Annotated in this window: 17 protein-coding genes and 1 pseudogene; 11 read left to right on the plus strand and 7 right to left on the minus strand. The window is 65.0% G+C overall.

Annotation, left to right across the window (positions count from 1 at the left end; all coding sequences use genetic code 11):
- Nucleotides 1–10: 10 nt before the first annotated feature.
- From P6U27_RS14560 to blaOXA, 4 genes are read left to right on the plus strand one after another with little or no spacing between them, the layout of a single operon-like run.
- Nucleotides 11–799, plus strand: a complete 789-nt coding sequence (locus P6U27_RS14560) for an ATP12 family chaperone protein (protein WP_122402716.1) — start codon at nt 11–13, stop codon at nt 797–799.
- A gap of 54 nt (nt 800–853) precedes the next feature.
- On the plus strand, nt 854–2,458 hold the full coding sequence (locus P6U27_RS14565; protein ID WP_162500232.1) for a flagellar hook-length control protein FliK: 1,605 nt from the start codon (nt 854–856) through the stop codon (nt 2,456–2,458).
- Complete coding sequence (locus P6U27_RS14570) at nt 2,455–2,718, plus strand: EscU/YscU/HrcU family type III secretion system export apparatus switch protein (RefSeq protein ID WP_122402717.1); 264 nt, start codon at nt 2,455–2,457, stop codon at nt 2,716–2,718. The genes P6U27_RS14565 and P6U27_RS14570 overlap by 4 nt, the downstream gene beginning before the upstream one ends.
- A gap of 51 nt (nt 2,719–2,769) precedes the next feature.
- The gene (gene blaOXA, locus P6U27_RS14575; protein WP_376707289.1) at nt 2,770–3,609 is read left to right on the plus strand and encodes a class D beta-lactamase; all 840 of its coding nucleotides are present in this window, start codon (nt 2,770–2,772) and stop codon (nt 3,607–3,609) included.
- On the opposite strand, the gene P6U27_RS14580 is transcribed toward blaOXA, so the two are convergent.
- From P6U27_RS14580 to P6U27_RS14590, 3 genes are all read right to left on the minus strand, one after another.
- Nucleotides 3,606–3,995: a hypothetical protein gene (locus P6U27_RS14580; RefSeq protein ID WP_245162850.1), complete on the minus strand. Its 390-nt coding sequence runs from the start codon at nt 3,993–3,995 to the stop codon at nt 3,606–3,608. The genes blaOXA and P6U27_RS14580 overlap by 4 nt on opposite strands.
- A gap of 309 nt (nt 3,996–4,304) precedes the next feature.
- Nucleotides 4,305–4,901: a hypothetical protein gene (locus tag P6U27_RS14585; RefSeq protein ID WP_129146123.1), complete on the minus strand. Its 597-nt coding sequence runs from the start codon at nt 4,899–4,901 to the stop codon at nt 4,305–4,307.
- A gap of 169 nt (nt 4,902–5,070) precedes the next feature.
- A complete protein-coding gene (locus tag P6U27_RS14590; protein ID WP_122402720.1) occupies nt 5,071–5,475 on the minus strand; it encodes a DUF4260 domain-containing protein in 405 nt (134 codons plus the stop codon).
- 142 nt (nt 5,476–5,617) lie between these two features.
- Between P6U27_RS14590 and P6U27_RS14595 the strand changes: the two genes are divergently transcribed.
- Nucleotides 5,618–7,150, plus strand: coding sequence for an acyl-CoA carboxylase subunit beta (locus P6U27_RS14595; protein ID WP_122402721.1), 1,533 nt, complete (start codon nt 5,618–5,620; stop codon nt 7,148–7,150).
- Between the two features lie 131 nt (nt 7,151–7,281).
- Nucleotides 7,282–7,629: a hypothetical protein gene (locus P6U27_RS14600; protein WP_122402722.1), complete on the plus strand. Its 348-nt coding sequence runs from the start codon at nt 7,282–7,284 to the stop codon at nt 7,627–7,629.
- A 7-nt stretch (nt 7,630–7,636) separates the two neighbouring features.
- On the opposite strand, the gene P6U27_RS14605 is transcribed toward P6U27_RS14600, so the two are convergent.
- Entirely contained in the window at nt 7,637–8,290 is a 654-nt protein-coding gene (locus tag P6U27_RS14605; protein ID WP_122402723.1) for a glutathione S-transferase family protein, read from the minus strand.
- Nucleotides 8,291–8,419: 129 nt separating this feature from the next.
- On the opposite strand from P6U27_RS14605, the gene P6U27_RS14610 reads away from it, so the two are divergent.
- Nucleotides 8,420–8,764, plus strand: coding sequence for a hypothetical protein (locus tag P6U27_RS14610; RefSeq protein ID WP_122402724.1), 345 nt, complete (start codon nt 8,420–8,422; stop codon nt 8,762–8,764).
- 120 nt (nt 8,765–8,884) lie between these two features.
- Nucleotides 8,885–9,172 carry a twin-arginine translocation (Tat) gene (locus P6U27_RS14615; protein ID WP_122406605.1) on the plus strand — a complete coding sequence of 96 codons (288 nt, stop codon included), beginning with the start codon at nt 8,885–8,887 and terminating at the stop codon, nt 9,170–9,172.
- Nucleotides 9,173–9,336: 164 nt separating this feature from the next.
- Here the strand turns inward: P6U27_RS14615 and P6U27_RS14620 are convergent, their stop codons facing one another.
- The 3 genes from P6U27_RS14620 to P6U27_RS14630 all read right to left on the minus strand — a co-directional run bounded on the left by P6U27_RS14620 (nt 9,337) and on the right by P6U27_RS14630 (nt 11,701).
- Complete coding sequence (locus P6U27_RS14620) at nt 9,337–9,591, minus strand: GCG_CRPN prefix-to-repeats domain-containing protein (protein WP_122402725.1); 255 nt, start codon at nt 9,589–9,591, stop codon at nt 9,337–9,339.
- A gap of 186 nt (nt 9,592–9,777) precedes the next feature.
- Nucleotides 9,778–10,785: an alpha/beta fold hydrolase gene (locus P6U27_RS14625; protein ID WP_122402726.1), complete on the minus strand. Its 1,008-nt coding sequence runs from the start codon at nt 10,783–10,785 to the stop codon at nt 9,778–9,780.
- 217 nt (nt 10,786–11,002) lie between these two features.
- Nucleotides 11,003–11,701, minus strand: a complete 699-nt coding sequence (locus P6U27_RS14630) for a helix-turn-helix transcriptional regulator (RefSeq protein WP_122402727.1) — start codon at nt 11,699–11,701, stop codon at nt 11,003–11,005.
- 162 nt (nt 11,702–11,863) lie between these two features.
- On the opposite strand from P6U27_RS14630, the pseudogene P6U27_RS14635 reads away from it, so the two are divergent.
- The 3 genes and pseudogenes from P6U27_RS14635 to P6U27_RS14645 all read left to right on the plus strand — a co-directional run bounded on the left by P6U27_RS14635 (nt 11,864) and on the right by P6U27_RS14645 (nt 14,252).
- Nucleotides 11,864–13,028, plus strand: a pseudogene (locus P6U27_RS14635) (IS110 family transposase).
- Nucleotides 13,029–13,569: 541 nt separating this feature from the next.
- Nucleotides 13,570–13,878: an NIPSNAP family protein gene (locus tag P6U27_RS14640; RefSeq protein ID WP_122402728.1), complete on the plus strand. Its 309-nt coding sequence runs from the start codon at nt 13,570–13,572 to the stop codon at nt 13,876–13,878.
- 23 nt (nt 13,879–13,901) lie between these two features.
- On the plus strand, nt 13,902–14,252 hold the full coding sequence (locus P6U27_RS14645) for an antibiotic biosynthesis monooxygenase (protein ID WP_122402729.1): 351 nt from the start codon (nt 13,902–13,904) through the stop codon (nt 14,250–14,252).
- The last annotated feature ends 18 nt before the right edge of the window (nt 14,253–14,270 follow it).

Here is a 14,270-nt window from a genome sequence, read left to right on the forward strand (position 1 = left end):
AAACACCGACATGCGCGAATTGTTCGATGAAGCTGCGGGGCAATCCCCGACCGATCCGCGCGAGGCGGCACGCCAATCGGCACGTCCGCCGCAGCGCAAGCGCTTCTACCAGGAGGCGGGCGTGAGCGAGGCCGAGGGCGGGTATGTCGTTGTGCTCGACGGCAAGCCGATCCGCACGCCGTCCGGTCGTCAGGTGGTGATCCCTTCGCGCGAGCTCGCGGATGTAGTCGCCGCCGAATGGGCAGCCCAGGGCGAGACGATCGATCCCCTGGCCATGCCGCTGACGCGGATAGCCAACAGTGTGGTGGAGGGAGTCGTCGACCGCGTCGAGCTCGTCAGCGCCGACCTCGCAAAATATTTCGAGTCTGACCTGCTGTTCTATCGTGCCGGCCATCCCGAGGGACTGGTCGCCCGCGAGGCCGCGCACTGGGATCCCGTGCTGTTCTGGGCCGCGGAGACGCTGGGCGCGCATTTCATCCTGTCCGAGGGCATCATGCATGTGAAGCAGCCGGAGGAGGCCGTTCGGGCCGCACGCGCCGCGCTGCCGCAGGATGCCTGGTCGGTCGCCGCGCTCCACGTGGTGACCACCCTGACCGGCTCGGCGCTGCTGGCGCTGGCGCTCGCCCATGGCGCGCGGGACGCCGGCCAGGTCTGGGCCGCCGCCCATGTCGATGAGGACTGGAACGCCGAGCAATGGGGCGTGGACGAGGAAGCAGCTGAACGTCGGGCCGTCCGCCTCAGGGATTTCGAGGCGGCCGTGGCGGTGCTGGCGGCCGTAAGACCGCCCACAGGTCCTTAACGAGAGGTTTACGACGCAGCGTTAGGGTAGCCGGCGCTCCCCAAGGCTCTTGAAATGCCGACGCCGGTCACCTCCATCGTTCCCGTCAGCGCCGCAAGCCCCTTGGCTGACGCGGCGACACCTGATCTTGTCATTCAAGCCGGCAGTGTCGTCGATGCCAGGGTGGTCAGCGTCCTCGCCGATAATCTGGTGCGGATCGCGATCGCAAATCTATCGCTCGAGGTGATGTCGGAAGTCGCGCTGTCGCCCGGGCAGAATCTCCAGCTGGCGGTGTCGCAGCAGGACGGTACCATCCGCCTCGCCATCGTGGGCGGGGCAGGCGAGGCGTCCGCCGACCTGGTCACGCTGACGCCGCGTGCGGCCTCGCTGGTGGAGAGCCCGCCGCTTGCGCCATCGGCTGGCGCAGCACGCAGCACGCTGACGCCTTCGGAGCAGGTCGCCGTCACGGTGGCTTCGGCCGAGGCCGTCACCAGGCAGGGCAGCCAGGCGCCGCTGTTTGCCAATCTGGCCTCCGTCGTCACCGGCAGTCATCTGCCCCCGGGGTTGAAGCAGGCGGTGCTGGACGTGCTGGCGCAGCAGACGCCGCTCGACACCGGCCTCGGTGGCGGCGATATCGAATCGGCCTTCCAGAAATCAGGGCTTTTCCTGGAGGCTTCGCTCGCCGCGGGCGCGACGCCGTCGTCTGGCACAATGCCCGATTTGAAAGCGGCGCTGCTGGTGCTGCGCCAGGCACTGGCCACGATTGAGACCGCGGTGCCGCCGACGCAGGGCACCTTGGTTCCGACTGGCGCCGCGGGGACACCGCAGGCCGGCGCCGCACCGGCGGCAGCAGGTGAGCCGGCGCAGGCCGCATCGCCAGCAACCGAACTCGCCCAACAGCCGCAAGTGCCGCGCAGCGCCAATCCCGCGGCTGCCGTGCTCGCCGACATCGCAGGTGGCGTTTCGCAGGCGGCGACACGGACCATGTCCGCAGGTCTTGCCGCGAGCCTTCTGCAAGAGGTTGCGCAAAACCTGCCGCGCCTGACCGGCAACGCGCCGGGAGCCAACAAGGCCGTGCCGGATGGCGATATCCTCGAGGCCGCACACGCGCCGCCGCCGCCATTCCGCGGTGCATTGCCCGCGCCGCAGTCCATCGCCGCGCCATCGCTCGCGCCGGATACGCCGCTCGCTGCCATCGTGCATCGCCTGCTCGACGATACCGATGCCGCGATCGCGCGGCAGACGCTGTTGCAAGTTGCCTCGCTTCCCGATCGCACCGATGCCAGCGGGCATCGCATCGATCCGGCCGTGCCGCAGTGGAATTTCGAGATTCCCTTCGCAACCCCGCAGGGCACCGCGATGGCGCAGTTCGAGATCTCGCGCGATGGGGGCAACGAGCCCGCCGATCCCGCCAAGCGCGCCTGGCGCGCGCGCTTTTCGCTTAATGTCGAGCCGGCGGGGCCCGTGCATGCGCTGATCACGCTGAACGGCGACAAGACCTTCGTGCGGATGTGGGCGGAGCGGCCGGCAACGGCGCAGCAGCTCCGTGCGGGCGTCGGTGAGCTCAGCCGGGCATTGACGAGGGCCGAGCTCAACCCCGGTGATATCGTGGTCCGCGACGGCGCGCCGCCGCAACCGGCGCCGGCCCGCGCCGGCCACTTCCTGGATCGAGCGACATGAGCGATCCATCCAGGCTCGCGATCGCGCTGCATTACGAGAAGGGTTCTGGCGCGCCTGTCGTCGTCGCCAAGGGCAGGGGCACGATCGGCGAAAAGATCGTCGAGATCGCCAAAGCGCACGACATCCCGATCGAGGAGAACGAAATTCTGGCCGGCGCGCTGTCCAAGGTCGAGCTCGGTGAGGAGATTCCGCCGGATCTCTACAAAGCCGTCGCCGAGGTGCTGGTGTTCGTGCTGCGGCTGTCGGGCCGGGGACGCTAGCACGCTGTCATCGTTTGACCAGATATCGGCGGCATTGTAGCCGTCCCTTTCATGGCTCAATGGACACCGCCCTTGCTCACCCGCCGCTCCACCCTCGGCCTCCTCGCCGCAACCGCGATCCTGCCGCTACCTGCGCGCGCTCATGTCGCGCCGCCGCGCAACGAAATCCGCGACACACTTGCAAGACGCTTCACCGATCTCGGTACGTCAGGCACCTTCGTCGGCTACAAGGTCGAGGACTATCTGATCGTCGCCAGCGACAAGGAGCGCTCGGGCGAGGGCAAGTTGCCGGCCTCGACCTTCAAGATTCCGAACTCGCTGATCGCGCTGGAGACCGGTGTCGTCGCCGATCCCGACAAGGACGTATTTCCCTGGGACGGCGTCAAGCGTCCGATCGAGGCCTGGAACAAGGATCACACGCTGCGCAGCGCGATCGCGGTCAGCGCGGTGCCGGTCTATCAGGAGATCGCGCGCCGCATCGGCCAGGAGCGTATGCAAAAATATATCGACGAGTTCGACTACGGCAATCGCGACATCGGCGGCGGCATCGACCAGTTCTGGCTCACGGGTGCTCTGCGCATCGATCCGGTTGAACAGATCGATTTCGTCGATCGGCTGCGCCGCCGTGCGCTGCCGATCAGCAAGCGCAGCCAGGATCTCGTCGCCGACATCCTGCCGGTGACCAAGGTCGGCGACAGCGTCATCCGCGCCAAGTCCGGATTGCTGGGGGCCGAGCGCGGTGAGCCGTCATTGGGCTGGATGGTCGGCTGGGCCGAGAAGGGCGAGGCGCACACCGTATTCGCGCTCAACATGGATTGCCGCGAGCAGCGGCTCATCGCCGAGCGAATGCCGCTGACGCAGGCGTGTCTCGCCGAGATTGGCGCGATCTAGCGCCGATTGAGCGCCAACGAAACTCCCGTGACATTGGTGCCCTGTGGGCGGATCGAGATGCTCTGGCGGCTTCCCCGCGTCGTCAGCGACAGATTGGCCGAAAAGTTGTTGCCGCGCGCGGCTGCGTCGACATGGTCTCCGACCGCGCGCCCCGAGATCGTGCCGGATGCGTTGCGCGTGGCTTCGCTCCATGAGCCGGAAATGGCGCCGCCGCGATATTCGACATCGCCCGTGAGATCGAAATTGTAGCTTTCGCTGGCGCATCTCAGATTGAGCCGAAGCTCGGTGCCGCTTGCGGCGACGTTGTAGGCTGCGCGGCAGCGCAGGCGCTCTTGCCCGCCATCGGTCGTGCTCAGCGTGCCGCCGCCCGACCATGTGCCGGCCATGGCGACAAACGGAGATGCCGCAGCCTGGGCTGCATCAGCCCTACAAGGAAGGCACAGCGCCGTCATGAGTAGGCCTGCCCGCGCAATACCATATCCTGTCATTTGCGGATCTCCATCGTAGGGATTTGACCGTTCCAACGCGCGAACCGGACAACGGTTCTTGGAGGTCCGCCGGTTTCGCCGAGGCTGCCGGGTTGGCCTCGCGACCGGGAAAGGGGACAATGATGCCTGGGCGGACTTCCTGATGAGATCTTTTGCCCTGCGGGAACGTGCTGGCTCCTCATGGTGAGGGGCCCGCGCGCATCCGCCTCAGGCCGAGTCGGCCGTCTTCTTCGCCGTCAGCGCCTGGTCGATCGCAAATCCGCCGATCTCGCTCATCGCCTGCGAGATGACATCGCCTCTGCCGGCAAAGCCGTTCGAGAGGTAATCGAATTGCGTGCGCGCCTGCCGCAGCACTTCGATCGGCACGGAGACGACGGTGTCGTTGAAGCCGTCGACGGAGGCGCGCAGCGCCTCCAGCTCGGCGGTGAGCCTGCGGATATGGCTTTCCGCATCCTGCATCAGACAGAGCAGCTTGCCGCGCTCGTCATCGAATGCGGTGCGCTCGGCGGCGGCAGCGCTGGTCACCTCCGTGAGCTGCGTCCGCATCGTCTCGATCTGCCCGATCATGGCATCGGAGGCGAGCTCGGCGGCCTCATGCAGCTCCGCATGGCGTCTGCTTTCTTGCTGCGCCTCGTGAAACAGCCGCTCCGCCGACATTGCCCGCTGTGACAGCGATTGGATCAGGCTCGCTGCGCGCAGCAGCTTCTCGCCGTTGCGCCCTGACACCATGCTGGCCATTCTCCGCAGGAAGTCGATGGTTTCGGACGCGCTGTTCGGCGGCAGGGGGACGACCGTCGCGGACATGTGTGAATGCCAAAAGGGGCCAGTCGGGCGCGATGACCGCCGCCGTACCGACTGAGCTCACGCTACATTCGGCGCCTGTCCGCGAGTTGCAGCAAGCCTGAATCGGCTGATCCGGTCAACGGAAAGCCGTGGCAAAATTGCCGTCCCGTCCGCCGCCAAGACCGAGAGGTCAGGTCCTGTCCTGCCGTCCGATCCGCCCGAGATGGGTGAAGCCGAAGCCGGCCGAATATTTCAGGCCATAGCCCAGCGCCCGGTCGATGCCGATATGGGCGAGCCAGATCAAGGCGATGGACAAGGTGAGGGGCGAGGCAAGGCCGAAGCCCAGCGTCATCAGCGTAACCGGCGCCATGTAGCTGTGGGCAGCGTTGTAGACGATCGCGCCGAACCTCGCGTCCGACAGGTAGGCGAGGAAGCACAAGTCCGGCGCCAGGAAGAGCAGCAGGTAGAGCATCCAGGAGCCGCCCCAGGCGGCGTAGAGCAGGGTCATGCCTGCAAACAGCGTCAGCCCCTCCAGCCGCAAGAGCAGCCTGACGCCGCCGGTCGCCGTGCCGGTCTCGGCTACGCCCTCATCCATGGTCCGCCTCTTCGTGCCAAAACTCTGTAATTCCTTGCGCTTTCCCGCTACGGCAGGGCAGCCCTGCGACCGCGAAAGCGGCTTTCCGGCCCGCAAAATGCCGTGTTAGAACCCCGCATCACTTAAGACCTGGCGGGAGCAAATGAAACACATTCTGGACGCCCTTGAAGATCGTCGTGCCGGCGCCAAGCTCGGCGGCGGGGAGAAGCGCATCGAGGCGCAGCACGCCCGCGGCAAGCTGACGGCGCGCGAGCGCATCGAGCTTTTGCTCGACAAGGGATCGTTCGAGGAGTTCGACATGTTCGTCGAGCACCGCTCCACCGAGTTCGGCATGGAGAAGACCAAGGTGCCGGGCGATGGCGTCGTCACCGGCTGGGGCACCGTCAACGGCCGCAAGACCTTCGTCTTCGCCAAGGACTTTACCGTGTTCGGCGGCTCGCTGTCCGAGACCCACGCGCTGAAGATCACGAAGCTCCAGGACATGGCGATGAAGGCGAGGGCGCCCATCATCGGCCTCTATGACGCCGGCGGCGCCCGCATCCAGGAAGGCGTTGCCGCGCTCGCCGGCTATTCCTACGTGTTCCGCCGCAACGTGCTGGCCTCGGGCGTGATCCCGCAGATCTCCGTCATCATGGGCCCCTGCGCCGGCGGCGACGTCTATTCGCCGGCGATGACCGACTTCATCTTCATGGTGAAGAACACCTCTTACATGTTCGTCACCGGCCCCGACGTGGTGAAGACCGTGACCAATGAGGTCGTCACCGCCGAAGAGCTCGGCGGCGCCTCGGTGCACGCCACGCGCTCCTCGATCGCGGACGGCGCCTTCGAGAATGACGTCGAGACGCTGCTGCAGATGCGGCGCCTGATCGATTTCCTGCCGTCCAACAACACCGACGGCGTGCCGGAATGGCCGAGCTTCGACTCCATCGAGCGGGTCGACATGTCCTTGGACACGCTGATTCCCGATAATCCGAACAAGCCTTACGACATGAAGGAGCTGATCCTGAAGGTCGTGGACGAGGGCGATTTCTTCGAGATCGCGGAAGCCTTCGCCAAGAACATCGTCACCGGCTTCGGCCGCATTGCGGGGCGCACCGTCGGCTTCGTCGCCAACCAGCCGATGGTGCTGGCCGGCGTGCTCGACAGCGACGCCTCGCGGAAAGCCGCGCGCTTCGTCCGCTTCTGCGATGCCTTCAACATCCCGATCGTCACCTTCGTCGACGTGCCGGGCTTCCTGCCGGGCACGAGCCAAGAATATGGCGGCCTGATCAAGCATGGCGCCAAGCTCTTGTTCGCGTACTCGCAGTGCACCGTGCCGCTGGTCACCATCATCACCCGCAAGGCCTATGGCGGCGCCTTCGACGTCATGGCCTCCAAGGAGATCGGCGCCGACATGAACTACGCCTGGCCGACCGCCCAGATCGCGGTGATGGGCGCCAAGGGCGCGGTCGAGATCATCTTTCGCAGCGACCTCGGCGATCCCGACAAGATTGCCGCAAGAACCAAGGAATACGAGGACCGCTTCCTGTCGCCGTTCATCGCGGCCGAGCGCGGCTACATCGACGACGTCATCATGCCGCACTCGACGAGGAAGCGGATCGCAAGGGCATTGGCGATGCTGAAGGACAAGAAAACGGAAATGCCGGCGAAGAAGCACGACAATTTGCCGTTGTGAGGAGGTCACAGGCGCTTTTATGTACAAAACCGCATGGTGCCTCGAATGGACGGTTGGGGGCAAGCTGCCTGGCTGAGAATGACCTAGCGACGACGCTCCATCCGCAATCGAGCTCCTAATCTTGAAATCCAATGACCGAAGACGATCTGACCGATGAAATTTCACAGATCGAAGATCGGATCGAGGCGCTCGCCGAGATCGCCGACCGGTGCCGCAAATACATCCTGGCGTCCAAGATTGCCATCGGTGGCGGGGCGGCGCTGCTGCTCGTTACGATCCTCGGCCTGTTTGGCTTCGGTCAGACCGCGGCGCTCGGCTCGATCGCGTTGGTTCTTGGTGGGATCGTCTCGCTCGGCTCGAACATCAGCACGTTGCGGCAGACGGAAGACGCCATCGGTGCCGCCGAGGCGCGGCGTTCAGCGTTGATCGGCAGCATCGATCTTCGTGTGGTCGCCGATACGCCGCTCAAGCTGGTGTGAGGCGCCTTCACGAGCCTCGCGCCTTATCCGCCGCCGCGAAATGAGCGATCTGGTCGGCGCGCGCCTTGACGAACGCCGGCCGCGCCGTGGCGCGCGTCACGTAGGCGCGGCAGGCTGGGCTGTTCGCCAGTCCCTCAAAGCGATCGACCACCCGGAGCACGTCTGCCATCAGGATGTCGGCGATGGAGAAGGGGCCCGCCAGCCATTCGCGGGCAGCCAGCACCGGCTCGAGGTGCTTGAGGCGGAGCTTTAAGAAGTCGTCTACGAACTTCACGGCAGGCGAACCGTCGTCAATGCCCATGAATTTGTACATGGTCCAGGGCAGGCTGGGCATCTCCACTGAATTGAGCGCCGCGAACACCCACTTCGTCGCCTCGTTGCGGCCGCGCGGATCTGCTGGCAGCAACGTCTCGCTGAGTTCGCCGAGATGCAGCAGGATCGCGCCACTCTCGAAGATCGAGAGGTCGCCGTCGGTCAGCCACGGTACCTGGCCGAAGGGCTGGTGCGAAAGATGCGCCGCGCCGCGATCGCCGAACGGCACGCTGGCGACGCGATAGGGCAGGGCGGCTTCTTCCAGTGCCCAGCGCACGCGGAGGTCGCGCACGAAACCCCTGGGCATCTCGGGAACCCAGTCGAAGGTGGTCAGCGTGAGGTCGGCCATGCCGCATCTCCATGTCGTAGTTCGAAGCAAGGTCGTACGAAGAACACGCGTTCCGACATGGGCGCCAGCTTTTTTTGTACCCGGCGGCCGAAGCGGCTAGTCTCGCCGCAAACAATGGGAGGAAACCCGATGCCGTCAGCGTTCTTCATCGTCCGCGCCATCATCACCGATCCCGACAAGCGCGCCGCCTTCGACCGATGGTACGAGACGGAACATCTGCCCGATGCAGCGAAGGCGTTCGGCATAGCCAAGGCCTGGCGCTTCTGGAGCCTGGACGATCCTTCCCTGCACCAGGCGATGTATCAGTTCGATGACGAGGCCAAGCTGAATGCGATGCTGCAAGGTGATGCGCTACAAAGGCTCGTTGCCGACTTCAACCGCGACTGGCCCGACGTGAAGCGCTCGCGCGAGACGTTGGTGCTGGCGCAGGAGTTCGCGACGAGATCCTGTAGCCCGGATGAGGCGCAAGCGTAATCCGGGCGCTTCGCCTCTCGGCTTCATCGTGAATCTGAATATGCGATTCAGCTTCGGTTCATGTCGTCATCGCGACACTCCTTGTGCATCACTCTTACGATGATCCAAGAGGAAGAAGTCATGGAGCGCCGGAACTTTTTGAAACTTGCATTGGGGATGACGGCGGGCGCCGCCGCCTTCGCCGCGACCGCCGCGCAGGCCGCGCCGTTGTCACCGCAGCCGCTTGGTAATGCCGCCCGCACGCCGCAAGGCAGTCCCGACGTTCATCCTGCCGTCACGACCAGCGAGGAAGCCGCCAAGCTGACGCCTGAGCAGGTGCACTGGCATGGGCGCGGCCACCATTGGGGCTGGCGCCGCCGTCATTGGCGCCGGCATCACCGGCGCTGGCACCGCCGCCACTACTGGTAAGTTCGCCCCACGGCGGAAATTGAACGGGGATCGCAGCTGGCGATCCCCGTTTTGGTTCCAAGGCGCTCCAGTTCCACGGCGGATGGAATCGTCGGGAGCAATCTAAAGGAAATGGCCGCGCAAGCTTTCGCCGCGCGGCCACTCCGCAACGCAAATGGACGAGATCAGATCGGGCGGCAGCGGCCGGCGTACCAGCGGAAGCCGTAGGGGCACACGCGCGCGCGAGGCACAACGACGACCGGCGCCGGGGCGACCACCACGGGGGCGGGGCGAACGACGACCGCGCCGCGCATCGGACGGCAGCCGCCGCCATAGGGGCCGCGATACCAGCCCGGGCCGCAACCGCCGGCGGCGCTGGCCGCCTCGCTGAAACCGACGACCGCACTGGCGAGCATGACGGCCGCAAACAGGTATTTCATTGGATCTTCCTTCTTGTCCTTGAGGTCAGGCTTAGGGGCGCTTGCAGCGCAGGATGAATCAAGAGACACGATTCGACACGTTAAATCAGGGACCTGCCAACACGTCGCGAGCCAAGCCTGCCAATCACGATCTGAATGCGGCATGAACGTTCCACGCATCCTGCCTCAGACGATACGCATGTGGCGCTAGCGGCCGAGAAAGCCCAGCACCACCTCCCTGTACGTCTCCGGCGCCTCCAGGAAGACGAGATGGCCGGTGTCGGGAATGACTTCGGCCCGCGCATTCGGCATCTTCGCCGCCAGCGCCTTCGCCAGTTCGGCGTTCTGCCCCATCTTGGCCCGCAGCGCCTCCGGCGCGAGTGGTCGGCCCGGCGCGTTGTGATCGTCGGCCCCCATGATGAACAGCGTCGGCAACGCGATGAGCGGGATCTCGTGCGCCACCGGCTCTCGATAAATCATCTGGCCGGACGAGACGAAGGCGCGCAGCCAGCGCGGATAATCGGGACTGCCCTTGATGTTGAAGCGGGCATCGATGAACGGCGTGATCGCCTCAGGCGGCAGCTTGATCGCGTAATTGGTCTGGAGCTGCTTGCGATAGCCGTCGGCGGTGAGCTTGTCCTCGGTCTCCATCATCTTTTCGGTCGGCGTCGGCGGCACGTAGAGGCGGTAGTCCTCGAGGCCAATCGGCGCGGTCAGCACCAGATGGGCGAGGCGATCCGGATAGGCGCGGGCGATGCGCACGCCCAGCATGCCGCCGAGCGAATGCGCGACGATCTCGGCCTTGTCGATCTTGAGATGGTCGAGCAGCGAAATGGTGTTGCGCGCCAGATTGTCGAAATGCAGCTCGCTCTGCGGCTTGGAGGATTTGCCGAAGCCGACCTGGTCCGGCACCACGACACGAAAGCCGGCCTCGCTCAGCATCCTGATCACGGGTGCCCAATAGCTCGACGGAAAATTGCGCCCATGCAGCAGCACGACAGTGCGGCCGTTCGGCTGGGCGGCCGCCACGTCCATATAGGCCATGCTGAGCTGCTCGCCGTCGTTGACGACAGGCAAGAGGTGCACGGGGTAGGGATAGGCAAAGCCTTCGAGCGCGATGCCATAGGGTTCGCGCGGCGCGGTATCGGCGGCGTGTGTTGGGGGTGGGATTGTAACGAGGGCGGCAGCGAGCGCGGCTGGGAGGAGGCGGTTCATTCGAAATCCCGTGTTTGGCAACGTCGTTCCGGGGCGATGCGAAGCAGCGAACTCAGGTGCGCAATTGCGCACCTGAGAACCTCGAGATTCCGGGTCTGGTCCTTCGGACCATCCCGGAATGACGGTGGCCATAAAGACGTGGATGGCCGGGTCAAGCCGGGCCATAACGAGATCATCCAATCACACGCAAATGTGCGATCACAGGTGGAGTGCGTGATCAGTCCTTCCCATTCCCGAACAACGCGGCGAACTGCTTCTCGCCGGTGCGGGTGAAATTCACCACGCGGCTGCCGGGCGTGGCATCGCGGCAGGCCCATTTCAGCTCGGCGAAGCGCTGCATCAGGGCCGCGCCCAGCGTCCCGGCGAGATGGTGACGCCGCTCGCTCCAGTCGAGGCAGGCCTTGCACACCGGGCGGCGTGGGTGGCTGAGCATGTCGGGTGAGATCTGCAGATGTTTGGCAAGGAAGCGCTCGCCCTCAGTCGTGAGTTCGATGTCCTGTTTCCTCTGCCTGACCAGCTGCCGCTGGCGCAGGGAGTCCAGCATCTGCACGCCGAGATCGCCGGCGAGGTGGTCGTAGCAGATCCGCGCGCGACGCAGCGCAGGATCCTTCGGTCCGGTGCGCACGCGCATGTGGCCGGTCCGCGCGGCGAGGCCGGCAAGTCCCTCGAGCACCCCGGCGACGTCGTCGTCGGTGAGGCGATAATAGCGGTGCCGGCCCTGCTTCTCCGGCTCGACGAGGCCGCCGGCCTCGAGCTTCGAGAGATGCGAGCTCGCGGTCTGCGGTGTGATGCCGGCCTCCTGTGCCAGCTCGCTGGCAGTGAGCGCGCGGCCATTCATCAGCGCGGTGAGCATATTGGCGCGGGCGGGGTCGCCGACCAGGGAGGCGACCATGGCGATGTCGGGGCCTGATTTCATGCTTCGATGGTAGCCGAAGCATTGTGGTCAGGCAAGGGCGTAGCCTCTCACCAAGTCGTCATTGCGAGGAGCTCTTGCGACGAAGATTCCATGGGGAGTGGATAGCGACCAGGTCTGAGGCCAGACTGAGGGTTGCTGAATCCATTCAACCTGGAGACGACGATGTTGCTCGATCATCCTTCCGACGGACTGGCCGCTATCCGCACGCAGTTTGGCGCAATTTTTGTGTCATTGGAACTGAGCCGTTCGACATGGCTGGTCACTTCGCTGTCGCCCTGCAAGGGCGAGAAGATGTCCAAACGCAGCATGAAGGCCGGCGAGCTTTCGGAACTGTTGAAGCTGTTTGCGGAGCTGAAGCGCAAGGCGCAGGCGCGAACGGGTGAGAGCTATCCGCTCATCACGATCCAGGAGGCGGGGCTGGACGGGTTCTGGCTTCACCGCGCCCTGCAGCAGGAAGGCATCGAGAGCCACGTAGTCGATCCGGCCTCGATTGCGACGCCGCGCCGGCGCCGGCGGGCCAAGACGGACCGGCTGGATGGCGAGACGCTGTTGCGGACGCTGCTGGCCTACAAGCGCGGCGAGGTACGGGTCTGCGCCATGGTCGTTGCGCCCTCTCCGGCAGAGGAGGACCGCCGTAGGCTGTGCCGCGAGCGAGAGACCTTGATCGCGGAGCGGATCGAGCATGTGAACCGGATCAAGGGTCTTCTGTTCGCGCAAGGGATCTTCGACTACGCGCCGCTGCGGCGAGACCGGCGGAAGCGGCTGGAGGCCTTGCGGACGGGCGACGGGCGCGCCTTGCTGGCGCATCTGAAGGCGCAGATCAGCCGCGAACTCGACCGGCTCGAACTGCTGCTCGACCAGATCACGGCGGTGGAGCGCGAGCAGGATGCGTTGCTGGCCGCGAGCAAGGCGGCGGGGAGAAGACCGTATCGAACCCGGTGGCAATGCTGCTCGAACTGAAGAGCCTGGGCCCGAACTTCACGGCCGTTCTCTGGTCGGAGGCCTTTACCGGCAGTTCGCCAACCGCCGCCAGATTGCATCCTATGCCGGCCTTGCAGCCACGCCATGGCGCAGTGGCGGCATCGAGCGCGAGCAAGGCGTGTCGAAGGCTGGCAATCCGCGCCTGAGAACCACGATGATCCAGCTCGCCTGGCTCTGGGTACGCCACCAGCCTCAATCGGCTTTGACCCAGTGGTTCAAGGTGCACAGCCAACGCGGCCGCAAGCGCGCGATCGTGGCGCTCGCGCGCAAGCTGCTCGTGGCCCTCTGGAAGTACGTGACCGCGGGCGTGGTGATCGAGGGAGCCGAGATAAAGGCCGCCGCCTGACACCACGCTCCTCAGCCTCAAAGCCAATCCGCCGAGATTGATCAGCCTCGGCCGATCCGGGTGGACGAACCGATGGATTGCATGGCTTCAAACGCCGTAACGAAGAATGGTCTCGTCCTCTCGAGCCTGCCCGCCGCAAGCGGAATGTTGGTGCAGCCGCCGCCGCGCGGCGACCGAATGTGAGTTTGATCTGGCAAGCAAACCAGATTGCAAAAACCGGCTCGACCCTTGGATCGCCTGACGAAAAGGAGTTATCCGCCCGCTGCCCCGACTGCCAAAGCCTGATGGCGTGCTCGCTCGAGTCAAGGCCAAGTCGCTTCGCGACGGCCCTACGGGCCGACCTTGACTCGATCTGCGCGCGCCATCCTACGTGCTCCACGGTCGGGACGAAGAGCTGGCCTGCAATCGAACAAAGAGCTGAACAAACCGCCTTGACACACCAAATCCCCATGTGAGCAATCCAGAACCCTTTCCGCGGAGGGATTCCTGGATTTGCTTCGCTGCGCTCGCAATGACGATGTGGAAACAGAGGAGATCCCGCATGCCCGTCACCGTCTTCATCCGTTACCAGCTCGATCCCTTCAAGCGCTCGCAGTTCGAGGAATATGCGAAGCGCTGGCTCACCATCATCCCGAAATGCGGCGGTGACCTGATCGGCTATTTCATGCCCCATGAGGGCACCAACAACATCGCCTTCGCGCTGATCACCTTCGAGAGCCTGGCCGCCTATGAAGCCTATCGCGCGCGGCTGCGACAGGACGCCGAGGGCATGGCGAACTTCCATTTCGCCGAGGAGAACAAATTCATCCTCGCCGAAGAGCGCACCTTCCTGCGCAAGGTGGTATTGTAGCCGACCAACAGCAGGAGACGCCCATGATCGCCGTAATCTTCGAGGTCTGGCCCAAGCCGGAACACCGCCAGGACTATTTCGACCTGGCGGCCGATCTGAAGCCGCTGCTGCAGACCATCGACGGCTTCATTTCGGTCGAGCGCTTCGAGAGCCTGACCGAGAAGGGCAAGATCTTGTCGGTGTCGTTCTGGCGGGACGAGGCAGCGGTGGCGGCCTGGCGCAACACCATGGAGCACCGCCGCACCCAGGCAAAAGGCCGCGCGCAAATCTTCGCGGATTATCATTTGCGCATCGCCAGCGTGATCCGAGACTACAGCATGACCGACCGCGAGCAGGCCCCGAAGGACAGCCGCGCCGTGCACGATGCGCACTAGCGGACTTGAAACCGCGCG

The sequence above is a fragment of the Bradyrhizobium sp. STM 3566 genome (assembly GCF_045571445.1).
Classification (GTDB): Bacteria; Pseudomonadota; Alphaproteobacteria; order Rhizobiales; family Xanthobacteraceae; genus Bradyrhizobium; species Bradyrhizobium vignae.